Raw genomic sequence first — 23,623 nt, 5'->3', positions numbered from 1 at the left:
TCTCTACCTTTCTGACTGCGCGTCCGGAGAAGTCGGTCACATCGTGGCGTGCAGGGCGACGACCCGGCGTGCCTCGAGATCGGTGTAGTGCGCGGCCTGGCTGCGGATGGTCAGCGCTGCGGTCCGCAGTTCCTCGATGCCCTGGACGGCCGCCGGCCTGAAGCTCGCGGCAAGCCCGCCGAAGTGCTGCGAGATCAGCCGCGACACCTCTTCCGAGCCGGGTGGGGACACATCCAGAGCCGGATCCGCGGCCTGGACGGACGCTTCGAGACGCAGCGCGAGCGCCTCGAGTTCGGCGGCGGCGAGGAGCAGAGCGTCGGGATCGACGCGAATGTGGTCGGGCACGGGCCGTTCTCCTGACATCTCGGGTGCGTGTGTGGGCGCGGGTGGCGATCCCTGCGCCGTCGAAGGGTTGGACGCGTCGCGGTCCGGATCGGTTCCGTTCGATTTGTGCCGGTATCCTCGAGCCCGTCAGTGACAGAGCGATCGATAGGTTGGGATGCGGTAATGGGAACTTCCACCGGCGACACCGTCACCGACGGGGTGGCCGTGCCGGATTGGCGGAAGCTCGAGGAGACCGAGCTGACCCCGATCCTGTCCGCCGCGCTCGACGCGTTCTACGAGACCGGCTTCCACGGCACGTCGGTGCGCGAGATCGCGCGGCGCGTGGGCGTGACGGTTCCGGCCCTGTACTACCACCACGAGAACAAGGAAGGGCTGCTCATCGCGCTGCTGGAGCTGTCCACCAGCGATGTGCTCGCGCGGGCGCACGCCGCGGATGCCGACGGCGGCGACGATCCGGTGAAGCGGCTGTCCAACGTCATCGAGGCCATCGTGCTGCGCATGACGCTGCGCGCGCGCCTCGCGGCCCTCGAGGGCGAGTCGCGGTACCTGAGCCCGGAGAACCGGCAGCGTTATCGCGCGGTCCGCAAGGGTGTCGAGCAGCTGGTCCGGAGCATTGTCGAGGAAGGGGCCGCGGCCGGCGTGTTCGACGTCGACGACCCCGCGGAGACCACCCGCGCGCTCCTCGGTATGTGCCAGTCCATCCCGCGCTGGTACCACTCCCAGGGCACACTCACCCCGGAAGAGGTCGCGGCGAAGTACGTGGCGATCGCTTTGAAAACGGTCGGGGCGGCCTGACCGTCGCCGGCCCGGCCGCCCCGTGACCCGATCGCCGGGTCAGCGTTTGCGGTAGACCGCCGGTCGCTTCTCCATGAACGCGGTCGCGCCCTCGCGGAAATCGTCGGCGGCGAGCAGAACGAGCTGACCTGCGCGCTCCCGCGCGAACGCGGCGTCGAGTTCGGTCAGCGTCGCATCGTTGATCGCGGCCTTCGTGGAACCGAATGCATCCGAAGGCCCGTCGGCGATCCGCTGCGCCAGCGCCTCGATCGCGTCGGCGTATCCCTCGTCGGGGTAGGTGTCGGCGATCAGGCCGGCCGCGACGGCCTCGGGGGCGGGCAGGCGCTCGGCCAGCAGCGCCATCTTCAGCGCGCGGGCCCGCCCGATCGACGCGGCCACCAGCGCCGACGCGCCGCCGTCCGGCATGAGCCCGACCTTGGTGAACGCGAGCAGGAAGTACGTCGACTCGGCGGCGACCGTCAGATCACACGCCAGAGCCAGCGAGACGCCGACACCGGCCGCGGGTCCGTTGACGGCCCCGATCACGGGACGCGGGAACGCACGAATGGCCGCGACCGCGCGGTTCGCGGCGTCGATGATCGCAGGGCTCGGAGGACCTGTGAGGTCCCTGCCCGAGAGGTCCGCGCCGGTGCAGAATGCCCGGCCCGCGCCGGTGAGGACCGCGACGCGCACGGACGCGTCGTCGGCGTGCTTCTCGAACGCGTCGGCGACCGCCTCGACGGTTTCGGTGGTGACCGCGTTCATGCGGGCGGGGCGGTTGATCGTGACGCGCAGGACGCCGTCGTCGACGAGGCTGTCGACGCCGGGGATGTCGGTGCTCATGAGGGCTCCTGTCGGTTCAGGGTTGGAGGGAGAGCGCGACCTTGCCGGTCGCGGTCCGGTCGGCGAGGGACAGCAGTGCGTCGGCTGCGCTGGTCATCGGGTGGAGCGTAGGTTCGGGGAACTGCAGTGCGCCGGATCGCAGCAGCGGTTCGAGCTGCGACCACTGCCGGGCCGGGTAGTCCGGGAACGTGCGGACGTATTCGCCCCAGCCGGCGCCGACCACCGACGTGTTGCGCAGCAGAAGGCGATTGACCTTGACGGTCGGGATCTCCCCGCCGGTGAAACCGAGCACGACGACCCGCCCGTTGGGGGCGAGGCTGCGCAGGCTGTCGGTGAAACGGTCGCCGCCGACGGGGTCGAGGATGATGTCGACGCCGCGGCCACCGGTCAACTCGAGGACACGGTCCTTGAAGCCGTCCGCCGGGACGACGTGGGTGGCGCGATTGGCCCGGGCCACTTCGGCTTTCGCTTCGGTGCTCACCACTGCGACGGTCTCGAGACCCAGCGCCGCCGCGACCTGGAGGGCGGCGACGCCGACGCCGCCCGCGGCGCCGTGCACGAGCACGGTTTCACCGGGGCGGTAGCGGGCGCGTTCGTCGAGCGCGAAGTGGACGGTCAGGTAGTTCATGAGGAATCCCGCGCCGGCGGTCAGCGACACCGAATCCGGCAGGGGGAACACGGAATTCACGTCCACGGCGACGGTCTGCTGCCAGGCGCCGCCGACGGCGAGGACGGCGACGCGCTGTCCGGCGGTCAGGCCGCTGTCCGCCGGTGCGGAGCGCACGATGCCGGCGCCCTCGACGCCGAGGACGAACGGCAGGGGGCGCACCACCTGGTAGGAGCCGCTGGTCTGCAGCAGGTCGGGGAACGAGACGCCCGCGGCGTGCAGATCCACGATCACCGAGCCGGCCCAGGCGTCGGGTTCGGGGATGTCGACCAGGCGCAGGCCGTCGGGGCCGGTCGTCTCGGTCAGTTGAACTGCCTGCATCGGGGTCTCCTCGTCGATGGGTCGACCGTCGCGGACGTGCACCGTGGTCCGCGACACAAGGCTCATCCTTACCAGAGCCCACCGATCGTGCGCTAGGTAAGCCGAGCCGTTGACCGAGCGATCGATCCGTGGTAGTCCTTTTAGCGATCGATAAGTAGAGCCTGGGAAGGAAATCGATGGCCGACGAAGCGACCACCACCGAACCCGCCGCGCTGTACGAGCGCCGCGGCAACGTCGCCCTCATCACGCTCAACCGCCCCAAGGCGCTCAACGCCGTCAATGCGGCGCTGTCCACCGCCGTCGGCACCCTGCTCGAGCAGGCCGAGGCGGACGACGACGTGCGCGTCGTCGTGATCACCGGTGCGGGCCGCGCGTTCTGCGCCGGTGCGGACCTCAAGGCGCTCGCCGCGGGCGAGAACACCGCCGCCGACGGGCATCCCGAGTGGGGCTTCGCCGGCTACGTCCAGCACTGGATCAGCAAGCCGACCATCGCCGCCGTCAACGGATTCGCGCTGGGTGGCGGCACCGAGCTGGTGCTCGCGTCCGATCTCGCCGTCGTCGACGAGGAGGCCAAGCTCGGCCTGCCCGAGGTCAAGCGCGGCCTGTTCGCCGCCGCGGGCGGTGTCATCCGCCTGCAGCAGCAGATCCCGCGCAAGATCGCGCTCGAACTCGCCCTCACCGGCGAACCGATCACGGCCGCAGAGGGCAAGGAGCTGGGCCTGGTCAACCGGATCGCTCCGGCCGGCACCGCGCTCGAGGTCGCCCTCGAGCTCGCCGAGAAGATCGCCGCGAACGCGCCGCTGTCGGTGCGCGAGTCGAAGGCGATGATCCACCGGACCGCGCACGCCGACGACTGGGGTTCCGCCGCGTGGGACGCCAACATCGCCTCGATGAAGGTCGTCTTCACCAGCGAGGACGCGAAGGAGGGCCCGACCGCCTTCGCCGAGAAGCGTGAACCGGTCTGGAAGGGCCGCTGATCCCACGAACCCGGTCCGGCGTCACGTCCCCTGCCGAGGCGCCGGACCGTATCCAACTTTCCCCGAAAGGAATTCGTCATGACCACTGCTGTCATCGTCGACGTCGTCCGCACCGCGGTCGGCAAGGGTAAGCCCGGCGGCGCCCTGTCCGGCACCCACCCCGTCGAGCTGCTCGCGCACGTGCTGCGGGAGATCGTGCAGCGCAACGGCATCGACCCCGCGCAGGTCGACGACGTCATCGGCGGCTGCGTCCAGCAGGTCGGCGAGCAGGCGCTGAACATCTCGCGCTCCGCTCTGCTGTCCGCGGGCTTCCCCGAGTCGGTCCCGGCCACCACGATCGACCGCCAGTGCGGCTCGAGCCAGCAGGCCGCCCACTTCGCCGCGCAGGGCGTCATCGCCGGCGCCTACGACATCGCGATCGCGTGCGGTGTCGAGTCGATGAGCCGCGTCCCGATGGGCACGGCCTCGATCGGCAAGGACGCCAACGGCCCGGGTGTCGCTGCCCGCTACCCCGAAGGCCTGGTCAACCAGGGCATCTCCGCCGAGCTGATCTCCGCGAAGTGGAAGTTCGACCGCGACGCGCTCGACGCGTTCTCCGCGCAGTCGCACCAGCGCGCCGCCGCCGCGATCGCCGCCGGGCACTTCGACAAGGAGATCGTGCCGATCACGGTCACCAACGCCGCGGGTGAGCAGGTCGAGCACAAGGTCGACGAGACGGTGCGCGCCTCGACCACGGTCGAGGGCCTGGCGGGCCTGAAGCCGTCGTTCTACACCGAGGAGTACGCGGCCCGGTTCCCCGAAGCGCAGTGGATCATCACCCCCGGCAACTCCTCGCCGTTCACCGACGGCGCGTCGGCCGCCCTCATCATGAGCGAGGAGATGGCGAACAAGCTGGGCCTGACCCCGCGTGCCCGCTTCGTGTCGTTCTCCGTCCTCGGCGACGACCCGCTGTTCATGCTCACCGCGCCCATCCCGGCGACGAAGAAGGTGCTCGCCAAGGCCGGCCTGACCATCGACGACATCGACGCCTACGAGGTCAACGAGGCCTTCGCGCCCGTCCCGCTCGCCTGGGCGCACGAGCTGAACGCCGATCCCGCCAAGCTCAACCCGTGGGGCGGTGCCATCTCGCTCGGCCACGCCCTCGGCTCCTCGGGCACCCGCCTGCTCTCCACCCTGGTCAATCACCTCGAGGCCACGGGCGGACGGTACGGTCTCCAGACGATGTGCGAGGGCGCGGGCATGGCCAACGCCACCATCATCGAACGACTCTGATCCGCAACACGATTCGAAAGGTGTGAACATGATCGTCAACGACAGCGTTGCCGTCGTCACCGGCGGTGCCTCGGGCCTGGGCCTGGCCACCGTCAAGGCTCTGGTCGCCGACGGCGCCCAGGTCGTCATCATCGACCTGCCGTCGTCCAACGGTGAGACCGTCGCCAAGGAACTCGGCGACCGCGTGCGTTTCGCCGCCGCGGATGTCACCGACGAGGCCGCCGTCGCCGAGGCGCTCGACCTGGCGGAGTCGCTCGGCCCGCTGCGTGTCGCGGTGAACTGCGCCGGCATCGGCAACGCCATCAAGACCGTCAGCAAGAACGGCGCGTTCCCGTTCGACGACTTCAAGAAGGTCGTGAACGTCAACCTGTTCGGCACGTTCAACGTCATCCGCCTCGCCGCGGAGCGCATCGCCAAGACCGAGCCGATCGACGGCGAGCGCGGCGTCATCATCAACACCGCCTCGGTCGCGGCCTTCGACGGTCAGATCGGCCAGGCCGCATACTCCGCGTCCAAGGGCGGCGTCGTCGGCATGACCCTGCCGATCGCCCGTGACCTCGCGTCGCTGCTGATCCGCGTCGTCACCATCGCGCCGGGCCTGTTCAAGACCCCGCTGCTCGGCTCGCTGCCGGAGGCGGCCCAGGCTTCGCTCGGTGCGCAGGTTCCGCATCCGGCCCGCCTCGGCGATCCCTCCGAGTACGGCGCTCTCGCCGCGCACATCGTCGCCAACCCGATGCTCAACGGCGAGACCATCCGTCTCGACGGTGCCATCCGCATGGCCCCGCGCTGATCAGACGAATGTGAGAGGACGGGGCCGATGACTGCGCAACCCGAACCGGAGTTCTCCGTCGACTGGCGGGTGTTCGAACCGCTGCAGCTCGGCCCCATCCTCGAACATGCCCTGGAAGCCTTCGGCGAGAACGGCTTCCACGGCACCACCGTCCGCGACCTGGCCCGCCGGGTCGGCGTGACGGTACCCGCGCTGTACTACCACCACGAGAACAAGGAAGCCGTTCTCGTGACGCTGCTCGACGCCGCCGTCCTCGACCTCATCGACCGTGTCCGCGCCGCGGTCGAGGACGGCGGCGCCGACGCGGTCGCCCGCTTCGCCAACGCGGTCGAGGCGATCGTTCTCAACATGACCTACCGCGCCAAGCGCTCCAGCCTGGATTCCGAACTACGGCACGTGTCCCCGGAGAACCGGCGCACCTACGCGGCAACCCGGAAACGGCTCGAGCTCATCGTGTTCGACCTCGTCCGTGACGGCGTGGAGCAGAACGTGTTCGACGTCGACGGCATCGAGGAAACCGTGCGCGCGCTGCTCGGCATGTGCCAGTCCATCGCCCGCTGGTACCAGATCGACGGGCCGCTGACGCCGGACGAGGTCGCCGACCGATACCGAAACATCGCGCTGCGCATCGTCGGATACCGCAGCCCCGCCTGATCCCAGGAGAACCACTGTGCTGTCCACCGCCTTCACCGAGACCTTCGGAGTCCGCCACCCCATCGTCCAGGGCGGCATGCAATGGGTCGGCCGCGCCGAACTCGTCGCCGCCGTCGCCAACGCGGGCGCGCTCGGTATGATCACCGCGCTGACCCAGCCCACGCCCGAGGATCTCGCGAAGGAGATCGCCCGCACCCGCGAGCTCACCGACCAGCCGTTCGGCGTGAATCTGACGATCCTGCCCGCGATCACCCCGCCACCCTACGACGAATACCGCCAGGTCATCATCGAATCCGGTGTCAAGATCGTCGAGACGGCCGGTTCCAATCCGGGCCCGCACCTGCCCGACTTCCATGCCGCCGGTGTGAAGGTGCTGCACAAGTGCACCAGCGTCCGGCACGCGGTCAAGGCGCAGGACATCGGGGTCGACGGCATCAGCATCGACGGTTTCGAATGCGCCGGTCACCCCGGTGAGGACGACGTGCCGGGCCTGGTGCTCATCGCCGCCGCGGCCGAGCAGATCACCATCCCCATGATCGCGTCGGGTGGATTCGGCGACGGCCGCGGTCTCGTCGCGGCGCTCGCGCTCGGTGCCGACGGCATCAACATGGGCACCCGGTTCATGTGCACCGCCGAATCCCCGATCCACCAGCGGATCAAGGAAGCCATCGTCGCGGGGAAGGAAACCGACACCGAGCTGATCTTCCGCCCGCTGCGCAACACCGCGCGCGTCGCGAGCAACACCGTCAGCCGGGAGGTCGTCGAGATCCTCGACCGCGGAGGGAAGTTCGAGGACGTGCGCGAACTGGTCGCCGGTGCCCGCGGCCGCCTCGTGTACGAGAACGGTGACCCCGAGGCGGGCATCTGGACCGTCGGAACGGTCCAGGGCATCATCCACGACATCCCCACGGCCGGTGAGCTCGTCGAGCGCATCGTCACCGAGGCCGAAGCACTGATCTCCGAGCGTCTCGCGGGCATGATGTCGCGCGTGAACGCCTGACCACAGAAATATTGGGGGACACCATGAAACGCACACTGTTCGAAGCCGACCACGAGGCGTACCGGGAGACCGTGCGCGAGTTCCTCGCCCGCGAGGTCGTGCCGAACTACGAACGTTGGGAAGAAGAGCGACTCATCGACCGCAACGTCTACCTGGAGGCGGGCAAGTCCGGGATCCTGGGTCTCGGTGTGCCGGAGGAGTTCGGCGGCTCCGGCGTCACCGATTTCCGGTTCCGGCACGTCGTCCAGGAGGAGATCGCGCGCACCGGCACCACGTCCTTCGGCGCGACCCTCGCACTGCAGGACGACATCGTCATTCCCTACATCCTGCATCTCGGTACCGAGGAGCAGAAGGCCCGCTGGCTGCCGCGCATGGCGGCCGGCGAGGTGATCGGCGCGATCGCGATGACCGAACCGGGCGCCGGATCGGACCTGCAGGGCGTCAAGACCACCGCCGTGCGCGACGGTGACGAATGGGTCATCAACGGCCAGAAGACGTTCATCACCAACGGTATCCACTCCGATCTGGTGATCGTCGTGTGCCGGACGGATCCGGGTGCCGGCGCCAAGGGATTCTCGCTCATCGTGGTCGAGCGCGACACCCCCGGATTCAGCCGTGGACGCAAGCTGCACAAGGTGGGCCTCGCGGCCCAGGACACCGCCGAGCTCGTCTTCGAGGACGCGCGGGTGCCGGCGGAGAACCTCCTCGGTGGCGAGGGTCGCGGGTTCTTCCACCTCATGGAGAACCTGCCGCTCGAGCGTATCGGCATCGCCGTCTCCGCGATCACGTCGGCCCGCGCCGCGTACGAGTGGACCAAGCGGTATGCGTTCGAGCGCAAGGCATTCGGCAAGCCGATCGGCGACCTGCAGAACACCCGTTTCGTGCTCGCCGAGATGCTCACCGAGATCGAGGTCACCGAGTCGCACATCGACCGGTGCGTGCTCGCGCTCAACGCCGGCGAGCTCACGGCGGTGGATGCGTCGAAGGCCAAATGGTGGGCGACCGAACTGCAGAAGCGTGTCGTCGACCGCGGTGTGCAGTTGCACGGTGGTTACGGCTACATGATGGAGTACCCGATCGCGCGCGCCTACGTCGACGCCCGCATCCAGACGATCTACGGCGGCACCACCGAGATCATGAAGGAGATCATCGGCCGCGACATCGCGTCCGAATTCGCCTGATCCCGTTGGGTGATGGGAGCCCGGGACCGACTGGGTTCCCATCACCTCCACGTGAGGAGTGAGCATGTTCGACCTGACGGGTAAGCGTGCGCTGGTCACCGGCGGATCCGCCGGTATCGGTTTGGGTATGGCCCGCGGGCTCGCCCGTGCCGGGGCGGATGTGGCGCTGTGGGGCCGCAGTTCCGGCAAGCTCGAGGCCGCGGCGTCGGGTCTCGCGGAGTTCGGTGGCCGGATCGTCACCCGATCGGTCGACGTCGCCGACGAGCAGGCGGTCGTCGACGCGACCGCCGCCACCGTCGAGGAACTCGGCGGGCTGGACGTGGTCGTCGTCAACGCCGGAATCAGTGTGCCGCTGGCGAAGTTCGTCGAATCGACCACCGAGAACTACCGGAAGGTGATGGGCACCAACCTCGACGGCGCGTACTTCACGCTGCGCGAGACCACCAAGCACCTGGTCGCCCAGGGCACCGGCGGATCGGTGATCGTCACGTCGAGCCTCGGTGCGCACGAGGGCGCGGGACGAAACCAGGCCTACGGCGCGTCCAAGGCCGCTGTCCTCGCCCTCGCCAACGGGTGCGCGGTCGAGTTGGCGCGCTACGGCATTCGCGTCAACAGCGTGCTGCCGGGCTGGGTCGCGACGGACATGACCGGATCGCTACAGGAGTCCGACAACTTCAACTCCCACGTCATCTCCCGGGTGCCGCTGGGACGCTGGGCGACTCCCGAGGACTTCGAGGGCATCGCCGTGTACCTCGCGAGCGACGCGTCCGGATTCCAGACGGGCAGTTCGACATTGATCGACGGCGGATACAGCATTTTCTGACGAGGCGGATCGGGCGGGTATTCAGCCCTGCCCGATCCGTTCGAGAGCGCGGCGGAACAGACTCAGCGTCGTCGCATGCAACCGCTGCCCGACCTCGGTGTCGGCCTTGCCCGCGAATGCCCGCGCGTAGGTGCCCTCGAGGATGATGCCGAGTTTGAAACACGCCAGCACCACATACCAGTCGAGAGCGGAGAGATCCCGATCCGATTGCGCCGCATAACGTTCGACGAGCTCTTCGCGCGTCGCGAGACCGCCCGCGTCGCCGAGGGCACCGCCGATCGTGCTCTCGTCGTTGCCGTGCTCCGGCCAGGTCGCGAGGAGCCAGCCGAGGTCGAGCAACGGGTCGCCGATCGTGCACATCTCCCAGTCGAGGATCGCCGCGACCTCCGGTGACGACGGCGAGAACATCACATTGCCGATGTGGTAGTCGCCGTGCAGAATTCCCGGTGTCCACCGCTGCGGCACCGACCGTGCCAGCCAGTCCGCGATCGCGTCGACACCCGGCAGCGGTTCACCTGGATACCCGTCGAGCGCGGCGTAGGACTCGAGTTCGCGCAGCCACCGGGGGACCTGCCGTTCGACGAAACCCTCCGGGTGCCCGAAATCGCCCAGGCCGATGGCGGTGTGGTCGACGGACGCGAGGGTCGCGAGGGCGTCGATCATCGACAGGCCCATTCGGTGCCGGATCTCCGGATCGGAGGCGTGCGGTTCGGGTAGCGCCACGAACGCGTTGAAGCCGTCGACCGGTTCGACGAGGTAGAACGCGGCACCGGGCCAGACGTCCTCCTCGGGGCACGCCGCGATCAGACGCGGATGCGGAACGTCGGTGCCGGACAGGGCGTCCAGTATCCGCATCTCCCGGCGCAGCACGTCGTTCGTGCGCGGTCGCAGATGGCGCGGGCCGCGCCGCACCACGAACGAGCGGTCGCCGCGGGTGAACCGGACCATCAGGTTCTGGGTTCCGCCGGTCAGCTGCTCGAGGTCGGTGACCGGGCCGGGTCCGAAGCCGCGGGCGCTCATCCAGTCGTCGAGCGCGGTGATCTCGTCACCGGCCAGTGGCGAATCGGTCGTGGTGTCGCTCATCGCCGTGACCTTAGCGGCCGCGCGCCACGTAGTGGGAAAAAGCGGGCAGACCCATTGCGTGAGCAAAGGTCTTCGGTAATTGTTGGGTAAACCGGTGACACCGGACACACTCTCCCCGAAAAGGATGAACATGTCACTCACTGCCCTGCTGGAACTCGAGTTCAAGCCCGACGCCCTCGACGACGCGAAGAAGGTCATGGAGCGGGTGCTCGGCGAGACGCGTGAATTCGACGGCTGCCTCGGCATCGAGATCCTGGTCGACAAGGGCAACGAGGCCCGCTGGGTCATCGTCGAGAAGTGGCAGTCGGAGGAGCACGACACCGCCTACCGCAAGTTCCGCGCCGGCCCCGGAGCGATCACCGATCTCGGTCCGCTGCTGGCCGGTGCGCCGAAACTCACGCACTACAACGAACTCTGACAGTCACGCGGGCGTGGGACGTCACCGTCCCACGCCCGCGGTCTGTCTTCTTCCGGCGTTTACAGGGCCAGGCGCGCGCGAGCGTCGGCGTATTCGGCGCGGAAGCGGTCGACGACATCCGCGACGGACGTGACGGCCTCGATCGATCCGACGCCGTGCCCGGCGCCCCAGATGTCCCGCCACGCCTTCGGACCGCGCGCGCCGCCGTCCGTGGCGGTCTCGGCCCCCAGGTTCATCTTCGACGGATCCGAGGTCTCGAGATTGTCCGGGTCCATGCCCGCCGCGGCGATGCTGCCGCGCAGGTAGTTGGCGTGAACGCCGCTGAACAGGTTCGTGTAGACGATGTCGGACGCGGTCGAATCGACCAGCATCTGCTTGTAGGCGTCCGACGCGTTGGCCTCGGTGGTCGCGATGAACGCCGAGCCGACGTACGCGAGGTCGGCGCCGGCGGCCTGCGCGGCCAGGATCGAGTTGCCGTGCGCGATCGACCCGGACAGCAGCAGCGGACCGTCGAACCAGGTGCGGATCTCCTGGATCAGCGCGAACGGCGACTGGGTGCCGGCGTGACCGCCCGCCCCGGCGGCGACCGCGATCAGACCGTCCGCGCCCTTCTCGATCGCCTTCTTCGCGAACCGGTTGTCGATGACGTCGTGCAGCACGATGCCGCCGTAGGAGTGCACGGCGTCGTTGACGTCCTGCCGGGCGCCGAGCGAGGTGATGACGATCGGCACCTCGAACTCGACGACGGTCGCGAGGTCCTCGGCGAGCCGGTCGTTCGACTTGTGGACGATGAGATTCACCGCGAACGGGGCCGCCGGCGAATCGGGATTGTTGGCGTCGTGCTTGGCCAGTTCCTCGGTGATCCGCATCAGCCATTCGCGCAGCTGCGACTGTGGGCGCGCGTTGAGCGTCGGGAACGAACCGACGATCCCTGCCTTGCACTGCGCGATCACCAGGTCCGGGTTGGACACGATGAACATCGGTGACGCGACGACGGGCAGACGCAGACGGTCGCGAAGGACGGGCGGCAGACTCATCGAGTTTCTCCTGGGGGTCCGAGATTTTGAGGGTCGGGGGTCAGGCTTGGCCGAGTTGGGCGGCCATGCGGGGGATCAGTGCCTGCAGGCCCTTGATCGGGCGGACCATGACCGTGAATCGGGTGATGCGGTCGTGTTCGTCCCACTCGATCATGTCCACCCCGTTGACCTGGACCCCGTCGAGATCGGCGACGAACTCGAGCACCGCCGAGTTCGGGGCGTACCACTCGCCGACGAAGTGGAATCCGGTGCCGTCGCCGAACACGGTCACCGCCGCACGGAGGTAGGCGAGCGTCGCGGCCTTGCCTTCCTGCGGGGTGAAGACGACGGGAGACCGGAAGACGGCGTCGTCGGCGATCAGCGCGTCGAGCGCGGCGAGGTCCTTCGTCTCGGTCACGCGGTGCCAACGTTCGACAACAGCAGGGCGCTCGGTGTTCGTCACGGTGGTCGCCTCTCGGTCGCGGGATGCTGCCGAGCGTAGGGCCCTCACCGTTAAACAGTCAATGGTGACCGTTCATCAGGGTCGCGGGGAGCGGGTCGATGGTCGGTCCTCGAAGGGCCGTTCGCGAGTGCAGCCCGAGGGGCCGGAGACCCGACAATGTAAGGTCCTACGGCATGGGTGACATTCTCGAAATCGTGGGCGTGGCTGTGGTGATCATCGTGGTGCTGCAGGTGATCTTGGGATCGCTGGCACTGCTGTGGATCTCGACGGTCAACCCGCACTTCATGCAGCGCAACAAGTGACGCGCTGAGCTTGTAGAACAGCAAGGCTCGTAGAACAACAGGCTTGTAGAACACGCGCTGGGGCGGCCGGTCCGGTCAGCCCCAGCCCAGTTCGTGGAGGCGGTCCTCCTCGATTCCGAAGTAGTGCGCTATCTCGTGGATCACGGTGACCGCCACTTCGTGCACCACATCGTCCTCGGACTCGCAGATGTCGAGGATCGCGTCCCGGTAGACGGTGATCGTGTCCGGCAGCGACCCGGCATAGTGCGAGTCGCGTTCCGTCAGCGCAATCCCGTGGTAGAGGCCCAGCAGGTCCGGCTCCTCGTCGTGCCGCGCATCGACGAGCACCACCACGTTGTCGATCGCCTCGGCGAGCTGCTGCGGAATCAGGTCCAACGCCTCGGAGACCAGTTCCTCGAAGCGTTCCTCGTCCATCCGGACACTCATCGCGTGCCGCCCGGGAGCGGAGCCGCACCCGGCAGCGGGGTCGGCAGCGACCGCCCCTCCGGCACCGGCGGCGGCGGGACCGGCGGCTGGCCGTCGATCAGGATGTCGCCCTTCGCCGAACCGGTGATCGACGCGAATCCACCCCCGTCGACCTGCTTGCCGACCGAGCAGTTCACCTTGCGGCTGCCCGCGAGCCAGCTGTCGAAGTCCAGGTTGTCCCAGAACAGCGTCAGCGTCTTGTTGCGCAGTGCCTCCGGATCGCCCAGGTAGGCGTTGGTGGTCTCGGTGCACGTCGTCTCGAGGTACTTGTCCTGGTCCTCCGTGCTCGGCACCCCGCCGGGGAACTGGGCGGACATGTCCACCACCGCGGCGACCTCGAACGCGTGCGGTTGCGCGCAGTCCACCGGATCGGCGGGCACCCCGTTGTTGATGCCGATGCAGGTGCCGACCTCCCACGCGCGGGACTGGTCCTGATCGGCGACGCGACCCTCGATCGGCAGCAGATTGCCGGTCGTCGACGAGAACTGCAGCCCGCAGCGCAGGGTGCGTTCGCCGGCTTCCCAGCCCGCTTCGCCCGGATTGATGAGGCCGACGCTGAACTTGCCGTGCGGGTCGAAACGCCCCTGCAGGTAATCCATGGCGGCGGGCGCGCAATGTTCGTCGCGCAGTTCCGTGAACCGCAGGACCGACGGGAATCGCGAGCCCGGACCCCACTCCGCGCCCGGGAACACGCTCAGGTCGATGTCCTCGACCACCTCGAACAGGTGGGTCTGTTCGCAGTCGACCTTCTCCAGATCGCTGGCGTCGATCGCCGACCAGGTCAGGCAGTCCCCGGCGACCGCGGTACCGAACGCTTCACCGGCCACCGCCCCGGTCGTGCGCAGCGCGCTGCCCGTGGGGGTCTCGTCGTCGGAGTCGCCGAACCCGGCGAACACGGCGGTCGCGACGGCGGCGAGAACCGCGCCCGCGGCGACCAGTATCAATGCGCGACGGGTCAGCTGCGCTGACGGTGCGCGACGGGTCAGCTTCGCGGACGGCGGGCGCCGCGTGGACTGCTGTTCTTTCTCCTCGGCCATCGTCATCCATCATGCCTGGCGCCGGTGTGGGGAGTAATTTCGGTGTTCGTGACGGACGATCCGATCGATCCCGAAGTCCAGGAAATCGCCCAGCGGATGTTCGACGCGGCGCGGGCCGGTGACGCGGACACGCTCGCCGCCTTTCTCGATGCGGGCGGCCCGGTGAATCTCACCAACGGCACCGGCGACACCCTGCTCATGCTCGCCGCCTATCACGCGCATCCCGGGGCCGTGAATCTCCTGATCGAGCGGGGTGCCGACGTCGACCGGCTCAACGATCGCGGGCAGTCGCCCCTCGCGGGCGCGGTGTTCAAGGGGGCGGAAGAGGTGGTGCGGGCGCTCGTGGCGGCCGGTGCGGACCCCTACGTCGGCTATCCCACCGCGGACGATGCCGCGCGGATGTTCGGGAGGGACGACTACCAGCAACTCTGGCACCGGTAGGCTTCCCTCTCGTGATCGACCTCAAGTTCCTCCGCGAGAATCCCGATGCCGTCCGTGCCTCGCAGCGCACCCGAGGTGAGGACCCCGGTCTCGTCGACGCCCTGCTGGAGGCCGACGAGACCCGCCGCGCCGCGGTGCTCGCCGGCGACAACATCCGCGCCGAGCAGAAGGCGCTGGGTAAGAAGGTCGGTCAGGCGTCCCCCGAGGAACGCCCCGCCCTGCTCGCCGGAGCGAAGGAACTCGCCGCGAAGGTCAAGGAGCTCGAGGCCGAGCAGCACGCCGCGCAGGAAGCCCTCGACCGCGCGCACCTGGCGATCTCCAACATCGTGCAGGAAGGTGCCCCGGCCGGCGGTGAGGACGACTTCGTCACCCTCGAGACCGTCGGTGAACTGCCCACCTTCGACTTCGAGCCGAAGGACCACCTGACGCTCGGCGAGTCGCTGGGCCTGATCGACATGGAACGCGGCGCGAAGGTGTCCGGCGCGCGCTTCTACTTCCTCACCGGCTACGGCGCGTTGCTGCAGCTCGGGATGCTGCAGCTCGCCGCGCAGAAGGCCACCGCCAACGGCTTCACGATGATGATCCCGCCGGTGCTCGTGCGTCCCGAGATCATGCAGGGCACCGGGTTCCTCGGTCAGCACGCCGACGAGGTGTACCACCTCGAAGAGGACGACCTGTACCTCGTCGGCACCTCCGAGGTGCCTCTCGCCGGCTACCACTCGGGCGAGATCCTCGACCTGTCCGCGGGCCCGAAGCGGTACGCCGGCTGGTCGTCGTGCTTCCGCCGCGAAGCGGGCAGCTACGGCAAGGACACCCGCGGCATCATCCGCGTCCACCAGTTCGACAAGGTGGAGATGTTCGTCTACTGCAAGCCCGAGGACGCCACCGACGAGCACCAGCGCCTGCTGGCGTGGGAACGCGAGATGCTCGCCGCGATCGACGTGCCCTACCGGGTCATCGACGTCGCCGGCGGCGACCTCGGTTCGTCCGCCGCCCGCAAGTTCGACTGCGAGGCGTGGGTGCCGACGCAGGAGCGCTACCGCGAACTGTCGTCGACGTCGAACTGCACGACCTTCCAGGCCCGCCGCCTCGGTGTCCGCTACCGGGACGAGAACGGCAAGCCGCAGATCGCCGCGACCCTCAACGGCACCCTCGCCACCACGCGCTGGCTCGTCGCGATCCTCGAGAACCACCAGCAGGCCGACGGCTCCGTGAAGGTGCCGGCAGCGCTCGTTCCGTTCGTCGGGCGTGAGGTGCTCGAGCCGATCGGCTGAGGTCGCGCCGCCTTCGGCGAGCCGACGTGCCGGCCGCCTTGGGCGAGCGAATGTATCCCTCGTCTCCTTCGACCGACCGGGTGTGCCACTCGCTCGGTCGAAGGTGGGGTACGAACTGGGGTGGCCCTCCGGGTCAGCCCAGGATCATGCAGGTGGTCGAACCGCTCGCCACGAGCCTGCCCTGCTCGTCACGGGCCTCGCCGCGCGACGTCGCGGTCCGGCGTCCCGAATGCTCGCAGAAGCCCTGCACCCGGATGAGGTGTCCCGGCTGCACCGCCCGCAGGTAGCGCACCTGCAGGTCGAGGGTGGTGTAGCCGACGCCCGGGGCGAGGGTGCTCGCCACGGAGAAGCCCATCGCGGTGTCGAACAGTGTCGCGACGACCCCGCCGTGCACGCTGCCCACGGCGTTGCAGTGGAACTCCTGCACCTCCAGCGTCACCTCGGCGAATCCCTCGCGCGCATCCGTGACCGTGAAGCCGAGCGTGCGCGAGGTCGGGTGGTGCGGGATGCTGCCGTCGATGAGTCCGCGCAGGAAGTCGAGGCCGTGCATGTCACGATTGGCAGCCGAGGTGGGGGCGGGGTCGTCCCACGTGTAGGTGCGTTTGCGATCGGTCACAACGTCGACCGTAAATCACTGGATGAGGCGGCGCCGAGGTGGGACGATTCTGTGCATGTCCCGTCGATGTTGACTTGCACCGACCACATCGTTGACCGTCCGCGCCGTCGCGTATTCCGCGACGCGCGAACTGGTGCCGCTCTACGGCGTGTACGGCCTGCTGTTCGAGGACAACGGCCTGTCGACGGCACAGATCTCCTCGCTGTTCGCGGTGTGGTCCATCGCGGCGTTCGTGACCGAGGTGCCGTCCGGGGCGTGGGCCGACATCGTGCCGCGCCGGACCCTGCTGTTCGGTAGCGCCGTCCTTCTCACCGCGTCGTTCACCCTGTGGATGCTGGTGCCGAGCTACTGGGGCTTCGCGGCCGGCTTCGCGTTGTGGGGGCTGGCCGAGTCCATGAAGTCCGGCACGTTCGAGGCGTTGCTGTACGAGGAACTGGCGGCACTCGGCGCGCGGGACCGGTACGCGACCGTCCAGGGGTACGTGAACTCCGCCGAGGTGACCAGCGTGTTCGTCGCGACCGCGTCGGCCGGTCCGCTCTACGCCCTTGGCGGTTACGGGCTGGTCGGGTGGGTTTCGATCGCGATCACCGTCGTCGACGGCCTGCTGGTGTTCACGCTCCCGCCGGCACCCCGGACGGTTCGGGTCGACAGCACCGAACCTGCACCGGACGACGGTGGCACCTTCGTCGCGCGCTACGTGGGGGTGCTGCGCGCCGGGACGCACGAGATCCGCACCGACGTGGTCGTCCGGCGGGCGGTGCTGCTCACGGCAGTGCTGATGTCGTTCCTGGCGCTCGAGGAGTACTTCGGCCTGCTCGCCCGTGACGGCGGTGCGTCGACCGCGCAGGCGCCGCTGCTGGTGTCGATCACGGTCGTCGGGCAGATCGTCGGGGCCGCGGTCGCCGGACGGACCGCCGTCATGACCGGGCGGACCATGGCCGTCGTGCTGTGCGCGGCCGCGGCGCTGCTCGCGGTCGGGGCGGTCGCCGGGGGAGTCGCGGGATTCGTCGCGATCGGCATCGGATACGGCATCCTGCACAACGCGGGGATCGTCGCCGAGGTGCGGATGCAGGACGCGATGTCCGGATCGGCGCGCGCGACCGTCACGTCGGTGGCCGGTCTGACCAGCGAGGTCGCGTCGCTCGCCCTGTTCGCGGGCTTCGCGGTGGGGTCCGCGTGGCTGTCGCTGTCGATCCTCGTCGCCGCGGTCGCGGTGCCGGTGCTGCTGACCGCGGTCGCGGCACCGCACATGCTGCCCCACCGCCCCCGCCCCGCCGGGTGACGGGGCAGGGGCGGGACAGGATCAGAGCTTGGTGCAGCGCAGCTCGTGGCCCTTGGACGTCTTGCAGCGGCCCGTCTCGAGGTCCCACTGCCAGCCGTGCAGGTTGCAGGTCAGAGTGGTGCCGTCGACGACACCGAACTTCGACAGGTCGGCCTTCAGGTGCGGGCAGCGACGCTGGACCTCGTAGCCCCCGATCTCGATCGACGCCGAATCGTCGTGTGCCTCGGCGAACCAGCCGTCCGCGTACGCGATGCGCTCGTCGGTCAGGCACTTGAAGAACGTGTAGAGGAACTCGTTGTAGCCGCCCACGCGCCACGCCGTGAACCGGGTGGACAGGAAGATGGTGTTGACCCAGTCCGGCTCGTCGTCGCGCAGCACGGTGCGCACGAGTTCCGGCGCGATGCGGAAGCCGTAGCGGTACTTGCCCTCGCCCTCGATCGGTTCGCGGACGACCCGCTTCGGGAAGTCGAGCACGACGGTCTCGTCACCCATCACGAGCCCGACCGGATACCCGATGCCGTCGCAGATCAGATCGGACTGCGCCATGATCGGCTCGAACTTCGCCTTGAGCGCCCCGATCAGCGGCTCGCCCTCGGCCGGCGCCCACGTCGCCTTCTCGGCCTCGATGATCGGCGCGAACCGCTGCGCCATCTCCTCGATGTAGGCGGCCTTGTCGGTGAAGATCCGATCGACCTGCTCGTCCGGGATCGGATGCGTGAGGGTCATCCGATCGCTGCCGGTCAGATCCACGACCGAACCCGGAATCATCAGCAGGCCGCCGTCGCGGCCGTGGATCCGCAGCTGCTCGAGGAACACCTGCTGGTCCGGGAAGATGTTGCCGACGTCGCCGTGGTCGTCGTTGAGGTCGCGCAGCTCGGGATCGAGGAACACCGGGGGGCCCGCGGACGGCACGATCCACGTCGCCCCGACCTGCTCGATGTAGGAGCGGCAGCGGTCCATGCCGCGCTGGCGCTTCTGCTTGCCGAAGTTGCGCTTCGTGCCGGCCGGGATGTCGTAGACCATCGGGTACCAGATGGCACCGGAGTACTGCAGCAGGTGGATGTCGATGTGCCCGAACGCCTCGAGCATCGGATCCATGTCGATCGGCCGCGCGTCGTTCATGTTGAAGACGGTCGTCGTGCCGTCGGACACCACGAGACCGGAGTCGCCGATCGGGCCGTCGGCGGGCGCGCGCAGCGCGATGATCATGACGTCGAGCGAGCCCTTGGGTCCGGTCACGGTGTGCTTGACGGAGTCGGTGGTCTCGAAGAACTTCGTGAAACCGAGCGCTTCGAGCTCACGCTTGAGGTCCGGCACCGGGTAGTCCGGCAGCAGCACGGTCGCGTCCTTGCTGACGTGCTTGCTCAGCGTTCCCGGGTCGAAGTGGTCCTTGTGCAGGTGCGAAACGTACAGGTAGTCGACATCGCCGAGGGTGTCCCAGTCGAGCTGCGTGTTGTCCGGGAAGGGCACCCACGATGCGAAGTACGCGGGGTTGACCCACGGGTCGCACAGGATCGATCCCGCCTCGGTCTGGATGTGGAACCCGGCGTGTCCGACGCTGGTGATCTGCACTACGTTGCCCTCCTGAACTGGCGACCGGCGTGCCTACCAGGGTAGGCGGCGCCGTTCGGCTCACTTCGGCCAGGCAGTTCGGCACTGTCCCGGGCGGGGTCGATTCGGGTGTCGTGGTCGGTGCAGATCCGGCGGTTCCGGCTACTCTGGCCGTCGTGGAACCCTTCTACCGGACCATCATCGGCGTGGCGCGCACGCTCTTCGCTGCGCAGGGCCTGAAGTTCACCATCACCGGGGAGGAACACATCCCGGCGACCGGCGGCGCGGTCATCGCGATGAACCACACCGGATACATGGACTTCACCTACGCGGGCATCCCGGCGCGCGCCACCAAGCGGTACATCCGCTTCATGGCGAAGAAGGAGGTGTTCGACAACAAGATCTCCGGCCCGATGATGCGCGCGATGAAGCACATCCCCGTCGACCGCGGCGACGCCGGCGAGTCCTACCGCCGCGCGGTTGAGGCGCTCCGCTCCGGGGAACTCGTCGGCGTGTTCCCCGAGGAGACGATCAGCCGCAGCTTCGAGCTGAAGGACTTCCGGTCCGGTGCCGCGCGCATGGCGCTCGAGGCGGGTGTGCCGATCGTGCCGATGATCATCTGGGGCTCGCAGCGCGTGTGGACGAAGGGGCATCCCAAGCGTCTGGGCCGCACCAACACGCCGATCGTCATTAAGGTCGGTGCCCCCGTCGTCCCGCACGAACCGGCCTCGGAGACCACCGCGGAACTGCACGCGGTGATGGAGAAGATGCTGCACGAGGTGCAGCAGGGCTACGAGCACGAGCCGGGTGCCTACTGGGTGCCGCGCCGGCTCGGCGGATCGGCGCCCGGTCGCGAGGAGGCCGACGCCGAGGACGCCCGCGTCGCCGCGGAACGTCGCGCCCGCAAGGAACGCGAACGCGCCGAACGGGAAGGCCGCGCGGCCGGACCGGGCACCGACTCCGGGACTCCGGGACAGTGACTTGGTGAGTTCTCCCGTTCCGAGCCTCGTCGCCACCGATGTCGACGGCACCCTGATCGACGACGCGAACCGCGTGTCGGAGCGGACCCGTGCCGCCGTGCACGCGGTCGTGGAGTCGGGGACGCCGTTCGTGCTGGCCACGGGCCGGCCGCCGCGGTGGATTCCTCCGGTCGTCGAGGAACTCGGATACGCCCCGCTGTCGGTGTGCGCGAACGGCGCGGTGATCTACGACAGTGCGACCGACCGCGTTCTCCACACGACGCTGCTGTCCGCCGAGGAGCTGGCGTGGATCGCGGACGTCGCCCGCCTCGCGTTGCCCGGTGCCGGGCTGGCCGCCGAGCGGGTCGCGGCGAGCGCTCACGACGCGGCGAGCCCCCAGTTCGTCAGTGCCCCGGGTTACGAACATGCGTGGTTGAACCCGGACAACACCGAGCTCGCCGAGCACGAGGTGATCGCCGAGCCCGCCATCAAGCTGCTCATCCGGATGGCGACGGCGACGAGCCGGGAGATGGCCGACGCGCTCGTGCCCGCGCTCGCGGGCCTGGTGGACGTGACCTATTCGACGGACAACGGCCTGATCGAGATCTCGGCGTCGGGCGTGACGAAGGCGTCGGGTCTCCGGGCGGCGGCCGAGCTGCTCGGGGTGCCCGAGGACGGCATCGTGGCGTTCGGGGACATGCCCAACGACATTCCGATGCTCACGATGGCCCGGTACGGGGTGGCGGTCGAGAACGCCCATCCCGACGCGAAGGCCGCCGCAGACGAAGTGACCGCCACCAACGCCGAGGACGGGGTTGCCCGTGTCCTCGAGCGCTGGTGGCGGCCGTGAACTTCTTCGCTCAGGGAGCGGGAGCCGGTGCCGGCTCGGGCGCCGGGGCCGCTTCCGGGGCGGGTGCCGCATTCGCAGACGCTGCCTCGACCGGGGGAGCGGTCCGCAGCGACTCCTCGTAGGCGTCGTTGTAGGCGCGCAGCACCTTCGTCACGGCGCCGGTGATCTCGTTGAAGATCAGCGACCCGTTCTCGAAGTCCGAGCGCCAGCCGTCCGGTACCCGGTATTCGTCGCTGATCGGCAGGCCGAGTTCGCCCTCGTCGAGCCCGTACTGCTTCCACGCCTTGTAGATCTCGCCGAGCACCGTCCACACCCCGCCGTTCGGTGAGGTGTAGATCGCACCGTTGACGAACTCCGCGTGCTCGAATCCGCCCTTCGCCAGCAGGACACCCGTGAGCGCGGCGCCCAGTCGGCCGAGTTCGCCGCCCTCGGCGATCCACTTCTGCGCGAGCGGGGAGTTGTCGGTCAGCCGCAGCAGCTCGGTGATCAGGCCCTGCGCGTTGTCCGCGGATCCGGTCGACGGGGCTCCGGCGGAGTTCGGCGGGATCGGGGTCGAGCTGTCACCTGCGAGCACGGCGGTGTCGGGCTCGGAAGTCGACGGCGACGACGGCTTCGACGGCACCGACAGTCCGGTTCCGGCCGCCGCGGCGGCGGCGATGTCGCGGATCTTGCTCATCTGGGCGTATCCGGCGTCGCCCGGGCAGCTGGTGCTGCCGACGTCGCGGTGCGCGAAGATGATCGGCAGATCGACCGCGGCTCCCTGCGGGTAGGGCGTGAACGACGTGCCCTCCGAGTACATGGTGGTGCGGCCCTTGGGATCCAGACCGGCCTTCTTCAGCCGCCACCCGAGGAACTTGCCGACCGCGTCCAGCGTCACCTGCGGGGGCGTCACGCTCGAGAAGTCGCCCATCATGGCGATACCCATGGTGTTCTCGTTGAACCCACCGGCGTGAGCGCCCTGGACCGGACGGTCGAGACCGCCGGCGCGGCCTTCGAAGATCTGCCCGTAGCGGTCGACGATCACGTTGTAGCCGACGTCGCACCAGCCGAGGGTCTGCGCGTGGTACGCGTAGATGGCCCGGACGATCTCGGCGGACTCGGCCTTCGAGTAGTCGTTGCTGCCGGCCGTGTGGTGGACGGTGGCACCGCCGAGGGAGTCGTCGTAGGTGGGTTCGTCGCAGCGCAGCGACTCGTCGGCACCCCACTGGGCGCGGGTGATGACCTTCAGTCCGCTCCCCGCGATGGGCTCGGCGACGTCCGAGAGGTACGCATCGGCGGCACCGCTGCCCGGGTTGATGAGCACCGCGGTGACATCGTCGGTGGGCGCGGCGGCAGGCTCCTGCGCGCGCAGCGGACGCGACGACGACGCCGGGACGTACCCGAGCTCGGGGGCCGGATCCTGAGGTGCGGCCACGGGAACTTCGGCAGGCGCGGGAGCTTCGGCGGGTGCGGGGGCCTCGGCGCCCGCGAGCGTCGGTTCGGGTCCCGGACGCGGCGTGAGCAGCACCTGCACCGCGCGCGTGAGACCGACATAGATCGGTTCGGTTCCGCCGCGGCTGTCGGCGACGTTGTCCCGCCGGGTCGACTCGATCGGCTCGGTGGCCGTCCACGGGCTCCAGCTGCCGTCCTCGTTCCGGGAGCGGATCAGGGCGTCGGTTGCCGCCACGTCGCGCGCGGCCAGCGCGACCATGCTGAACGGGCTGTCGCGGGTGATCTCCTTGACCGTGGCGCCGATGCGATCGACGAGCCCGGTCGCGTCGGGGTTCGGTGCGGGCGTGATGGCGGGCAGACCCTCGACGAGTTCCTTGATGCTGAGGTCCGGAAGGTTGAGTCCGGTCAGATCCTGGAGCGGAATGACGACGTCGGGCGCGTTCGCGAGGACGACCTCGGCGATCTGCGGTGCGATCGCGGCGATCGCATCCGTGGTCTCGTTCGCGGTGCGGACGTCGGACGTTCCGTTCGTCAGGCCGGACACGGCGAACGGCGTGGCCACCGCAAGGGCTGCGACGGCACCCAGGACGATCGACGGCTTCGGGCGGCGATGCGGCACTGTTGCTCTCCCCTTGTGTGTTCTGCGTTCGTGTTCGGCGTTCCTGTGTCGGTTGTTCGGGGGCAGGTCTCAACGGACCGAATACTCCGTTACAAGCCCGACTCCCTGAGGCATTTCGGTCTCATTTTGTGCAACTTGTGATTCTCATGTGACTGGTGTGTCTGTTGTT

General features: G+C 68.8%; 26 protein-coding genes. 15 read left to right on the top strand and 11 right to left on the bottom strand.

All coding sequences use genetic code 11. The annotated features are described in order from the left end of the window. Positions 1-36: 36 nt before the first annotated feature. On the bottom strand, positions 37-345 hold the full coding sequence (locus tag M1M07_RS08275) for a PE family protein (RefSeq protein ID WP_197250621.1): 309 nt from the start codon (positions 343-345) through the stop codon (positions 37-39). A gap of 162 nt (positions 346-507) precedes the next feature. Between M1M07_RS08275 and M1M07_RS08270 the strand changes: the two genes are divergently transcribed. Then, the gene (locus M1M07_RS08270; RefSeq protein ID WP_197250622.1) at positions 508-1,140 is read left to right on the top strand and encodes a TetR/AcrR family transcriptional regulator; all 633 of its coding nucleotides are present in this window, start codon (positions 508-510) and stop codon (positions 1,138-1,140) included. Positions 1,141-1,179: 39 nt separating this feature from the next. On the opposite strand, the gene M1M07_RS08265 is transcribed toward M1M07_RS08270, so the two are convergent. Beyond that, positions 1,180-1,962: an enoyl-CoA hydratase gene (locus M1M07_RS08265; RefSeq protein ID WP_248673838.1), complete on the bottom strand. Its 783-nt coding sequence runs from the start codon at positions 1,960-1,962 to the stop codon at positions 1,180-1,182. A 16-nt stretch (positions 1,963-1,978) separates the two neighbouring features. Then, positions 1,979-2,950 carry an NADPH:quinone oxidoreductase family protein gene (locus M1M07_RS08260; protein ID WP_248673837.1) on the bottom strand — a complete coding sequence of 324 codons (972 nt, stop codon included), beginning with the start codon at positions 2,948-2,950 and terminating at the stop codon, positions 1,979-1,981. 176 nt (positions 2,951-3,126) lie between these two features. Here M1M07_RS08260 and M1M07_RS08255 point away from each other — a divergent pair, with 176 nt between their 5' ends. The 7 genes from M1M07_RS08255 (at position 3,127) to M1M07_RS08225 (ending at position 9,647) form a co-directional block, all read left to right on the top strand. Beyond that, positions 3,127-3,927 carry a crotonase/enoyl-CoA hydratase family protein gene (locus M1M07_RS08255; protein WP_197250624.1) on the top strand — a complete coding sequence of 267 codons (801 nt, stop codon included), beginning with the start codon at positions 3,127-3,129 and terminating at the stop codon, positions 3,925-3,927. Between the two features lie 78 nt (positions 3,928-4,005). Continuing rightward, positions 4,006-5,199, top strand: coding sequence for an acetyl-CoA C-acyltransferase (locus M1M07_RS08250; protein WP_197250625.1), 1,194 nt, complete (start codon positions 4,006-4,008; stop codon positions 5,197-5,199). A 28-nt stretch (positions 5,200-5,227) separates the two neighbouring features. After that, positions 5,228-5,989, top strand: a complete 762-nt coding sequence (locus M1M07_RS08245; RefSeq protein WP_197250626.1) for a 3-hydroxyacyl-CoA dehydrogenase — start codon at positions 5,228-5,230, stop codon at positions 5,987-5,989. Positions 5,990-6,016: 27 nt separating this feature from the next. Then, complete coding sequence (locus tag M1M07_RS08240) at positions 6,017-6,643, top strand: TetR/AcrR family transcriptional regulator (protein WP_248673836.1); 627 nt, start codon at positions 6,017-6,019, stop codon at positions 6,641-6,643. Positions 6,644-6,659: 16 nt separating this feature from the next. Continuing rightward, a complete protein-coding gene (locus M1M07_RS08235) occupies positions 6,660-7,643 on the top strand; it encodes a nitronate monooxygenase (RefSeq protein WP_308200784.1) in 984 nt (327 codons plus the stop codon). A 23-nt stretch (positions 7,644-7,666) separates the two neighbouring features. After that, positions 7,667-8,824 (top strand): acyl-CoA dehydrogenase family protein, encoded by a 1,158-nt coding sequence (locus M1M07_RS08230; protein ID WP_197250630.1) that lies wholly within the window; start codon positions 7,667-7,669, stop codon positions 8,822-8,824. Between the two features lie 64 nt (positions 8,825-8,888). After that, positions 8,889-9,647, top strand: a complete 759-nt coding sequence (locus M1M07_RS08225; protein ID WP_248673835.1) for an SDR family NAD(P)-dependent oxidoreductase — start codon at positions 8,889-8,891, stop codon at positions 9,645-9,647. A 21-nt stretch (positions 9,648-9,668) separates the two neighbouring features. On the opposite strand, the gene M1M07_RS08220 is transcribed toward M1M07_RS08225, so the two are convergent. Beyond that, positions 9,669-10,730, bottom strand: a complete 1,062-nt coding sequence (locus M1M07_RS08220) for a phosphotransferase family protein (protein WP_248673833.1) — start codon at positions 10,728-10,730, stop codon at positions 9,669-9,671. A gap of 130 nt (positions 10,731-10,860) precedes the next feature. On the opposite strand from M1M07_RS08220, the gene M1M07_RS08215 reads away from it, so the two are divergent. Then, positions 10,861-11,148 carry a putative quinol monooxygenase gene (locus M1M07_RS08215; RefSeq protein ID WP_197250633.1) on the top strand — a complete coding sequence of 96 codons (288 nt, stop codon included), beginning with the start codon at positions 10,861-10,863 and terminating at the stop codon, positions 11,146-11,148. 59 nt (positions 11,149-11,207) lie between these two features. Here the strand turns inward: M1M07_RS08215 and M1M07_RS08210 are convergent, their stop codons facing one another. Together M1M07_RS08210 and M1M07_RS08205 are read right to left on the bottom strand one after the other, a co-directional pair. Next, positions 11,208-12,185 (bottom strand): nitronate monooxygenase family protein, encoded by a 978-nt coding sequence (locus tag M1M07_RS08210; protein WP_197250634.1) that lies wholly within the window; start codon positions 12,183-12,185, stop codon positions 11,208-11,210. A gap of 40 nt (positions 12,186-12,225) precedes the next feature. Continuing rightward, complete coding sequence (locus tag M1M07_RS08205) at positions 12,226-12,627, bottom strand: nuclear transport factor 2 family protein (protein ID WP_248673832.1); 402 nt, start codon at positions 12,625-12,627, stop codon at positions 12,226-12,228. A 173-nt stretch (positions 12,628-12,800) separates the two neighbouring features. Between M1M07_RS08205 and M1M07_RS32690 the strand changes: the two genes are divergently transcribed. Beyond that, on the top strand, positions 12,801-12,929 hold the full coding sequence (locus M1M07_RS32690; RefSeq protein WP_269437518.1) for a hypothetical protein: 129 nt from the start codon (positions 12,801-12,803) through the stop codon (positions 12,927-12,929). A gap of 75 nt (positions 12,930-13,004) precedes the next feature. On the opposite strand, the gene M1M07_RS08200 is transcribed toward M1M07_RS32690, so the two are convergent. Then, a complete protein-coding gene (locus M1M07_RS08200; protein WP_197250636.1) occupies positions 13,005-13,355 on the bottom strand; it encodes a metallopeptidase family protein in 351 nt (116 codons plus the stop codon). Further along, positions 13,352-14,431, bottom strand: a complete 1,080-nt coding sequence (locus M1M07_RS08195; RefSeq protein ID WP_197250637.1) for a septum formation family protein — start codon at positions 14,429-14,431, stop codon at positions 13,352-13,354. The genes M1M07_RS08200 and M1M07_RS08195 overlap by 4 nt, the downstream gene beginning before the upstream one ends. Before the next feature lie 96 nt (positions 14,432-14,527). Between M1M07_RS08195 and M1M07_RS08190 the strand changes: the two genes are divergently transcribed. Further along, entirely contained in the window at positions 14,528-14,872 is a 345-nt protein-coding gene (locus tag M1M07_RS08190; RefSeq protein ID WP_197250643.1) for an ankyrin repeat domain-containing protein, read from the top strand. A gap of 11 nt (positions 14,873-14,883) precedes the next feature. After that, positions 14,884-16,146 carry a serine--tRNA ligase gene (gene serS / locus M1M07_RS08185; protein WP_248673831.1) on the top strand — a complete coding sequence of 421 codons (1,263 nt, stop codon included), beginning with the start codon at positions 14,884-14,886 and terminating at the stop codon, positions 16,144-16,146. Between the two features lie 133 nt (positions 16,147-16,279). Here the strand turns inward: serS and M1M07_RS08180 are convergent, their stop codons facing one another. Then, entirely contained in the window at positions 16,280-16,762 is a 483-nt protein-coding gene (locus M1M07_RS08180; RefSeq protein ID WP_248673830.1) for a PaaI family thioesterase, read from the bottom strand. Positions 16,763-16,853: 91 nt separating this feature from the next. On the opposite strand from M1M07_RS08180, the gene M1M07_RS08175 reads away from it, so the two are divergent. Then, on the top strand, positions 16,854-18,044 hold the full coding sequence (locus tag M1M07_RS08175) for an MFS transporter (RefSeq protein ID WP_197250640.1): 1,191 nt from the start codon (positions 16,854-16,856) through the stop codon (positions 18,042-18,044). A 21-nt stretch (positions 18,045-18,065) separates the two neighbouring features. On the opposite strand, the gene M1M07_RS08170 is transcribed toward M1M07_RS08175, so the two are convergent. Then, positions 18,066-19,616 carry a Rieske 2Fe-2S domain-containing protein gene (locus M1M07_RS08170; RefSeq protein ID WP_248673829.1) on the bottom strand — a complete coding sequence of 517 codons (1,551 nt, stop codon included), beginning with the start codon at positions 19,614-19,616 and terminating at the stop codon, positions 18,066-18,068. A 155-nt stretch (positions 19,617-19,771) separates the two neighbouring features. Between M1M07_RS08170 and M1M07_RS08165 the strand changes: the two genes are divergently transcribed. Both M1M07_RS08165 and M1M07_RS08160 read left to right on the top strand, forming a co-directional pair. Then, positions 19,772-20,575 (top strand): lysophospholipid acyltransferase family protein, encoded by an 804-nt coding sequence (locus M1M07_RS08165; protein ID WP_197250642.1) that lies wholly within the window; start codon positions 19,772-19,774, stop codon positions 20,573-20,575. 4 nt (positions 20,576-20,579) lie between these two features. After that, positions 20,580-21,404, top strand: coding sequence for an HAD family hydrolase (locus M1M07_RS08160; protein ID WP_248673828.1), 825 nt, complete (start codon positions 20,580-20,582; stop codon positions 21,402-21,404). A gap of 10 nt (positions 21,405-21,414) precedes the next feature. On the opposite strand, the gene M1M07_RS08155 is transcribed toward M1M07_RS08160, so the two are convergent. Continuing rightward, positions 21,415-23,454, bottom strand: a complete 2,040-nt coding sequence (locus tag M1M07_RS08155; RefSeq protein WP_248673827.1) for an N-acetylmuramoyl-L-alanine amidase — start codon at positions 23,452-23,454, stop codon at positions 21,415-21,417. Positions 23,455-23,623 lie beyond the last annotated feature (169 nt).

The organism is Rhodococcus sp. HM1, from assembly GCF_023218075.1.
Taxonomy (GTDB): Bacteria; Actinomycetota; Actinomycetes; order Mycobacteriales; family Mycobacteriaceae; genus Rhodococcus.
The sequence above is the reverse complement of the archived record's forward strand: the minus strand, read 5'-3'. Positions and strand labels throughout refer to the sequence as shown.

What these genes read in the sequence shown, in the direction of transcription:
- M1M07_RS08220 (WP_248673833.1), bottom strand. Translation starts at nt 10,730, where the DNA reads ATGAGCGACACCACGACCGATTCGCCACTGGCCGGTGACGAGATCACC.
- M1M07_RS08210 (WP_197250634.1), bottom strand. Translation starts at nt 12,185, where the DNA reads ATGAGTCTGCCGCCCGTCCTTCGCGACCGTCTGCGTCTGCCCGTCGTC.
- M1M07_RS08270 (WP_197250622.1), top strand. Translation starts at nt 508, where the DNA reads ATGGGAACTTCCACCGGCGACACCGTCACCGACGGGGTGGCCGTGCCG.
- M1M07_RS08190 (WP_197250643.1), top strand. Translation starts at nt 14,528, where the DNA reads ATGTTCGACGCGGCGCGGGCCGGTGACGCGGACACGCTCGCCGCCTTT.
- M1M07_RS08225 (WP_248673835.1), top strand. Translation starts at nt 8,889, where the DNA reads ATGTTCGACCTGACGGGTAAGCGTGCGCTGGTCACCGGCGGATCCGCC.
- M1M07_RS08240 (WP_248673836.1), top strand. Translation starts at nt 6,017, where the DNA reads ATGACTGCGCAACCCGAACCGGAGTTCTCCGTCGACTGGCGGGTGTTC.
- M1M07_RS08230 (WP_197250630.1), top strand. Translation starts at nt 7,667, where the DNA reads ATGAAACGCACACTGTTCGAAGCCGACCACGAGGCGTACCGGGAGACC.
- M1M07_RS08265 (WP_248673838.1), bottom strand. Translation starts at nt 1,962, where the DNA reads ATGAGCACCGACATCCCCGGCGTCGACAGCCTCGTCGACGACGGCGTC.
- M1M07_RS08215 (WP_197250633.1), top strand. Translation starts at nt 10,861, where the DNA reads ATGTCACTCACTGCCCTGCTGGAACTCGAGTTCAAGCCCGACGCCCTC.
- M1M07_RS08195 (WP_197250637.1), bottom strand. Translation starts at nt 14,431, where the DNA reads ATGGCCGAGGAGAAAGAACAGCAGTCCACGCGGCGCCCGCCGTCCGCG.
- M1M07_RS08250 (WP_197250625.1), top strand. Translation starts at nt 4,006, where the DNA reads ATGACCACTGCTGTCATCGTCGACGTCGTCCGCACCGCGGTCGGCAAG.
- M1M07_RS32690 (WP_269437518.1), top strand. Translation starts at nt 12,801, where the DNA reads ATGGGTGACATTCTCGAAATCGTGGGCGTGGCTGTGGTGATCATCGTG.
- M1M07_RS08260 (WP_248673837.1), bottom strand. Translation starts at nt 2,950, where the DNA reads ATGCAGGCAGTTCAACTGACCGAGACGACCGGCCCCGACGGCCTGCGC.
- M1M07_RS08245 (WP_197250626.1), top strand. Translation starts at nt 5,228, where the DNA reads ATGATCGTCAACGACAGCGTTGCCGTCGTCACCGGCGGTGCCTCGGGC.
- M1M07_RS08200 (WP_197250636.1), bottom strand. Translation starts at nt 13,355, where the DNA reads ATGAGTGTCCGGATGGACGAGGAACGCTTCGAGGAACTGGTCTCCGAG.
- M1M07_RS08255 (WP_197250624.1), top strand. Translation starts at nt 3,127, where the DNA reads ATGGCCGACGAAGCGACCACCACCGAACCCGCCGCGCTGTACGAGCGC.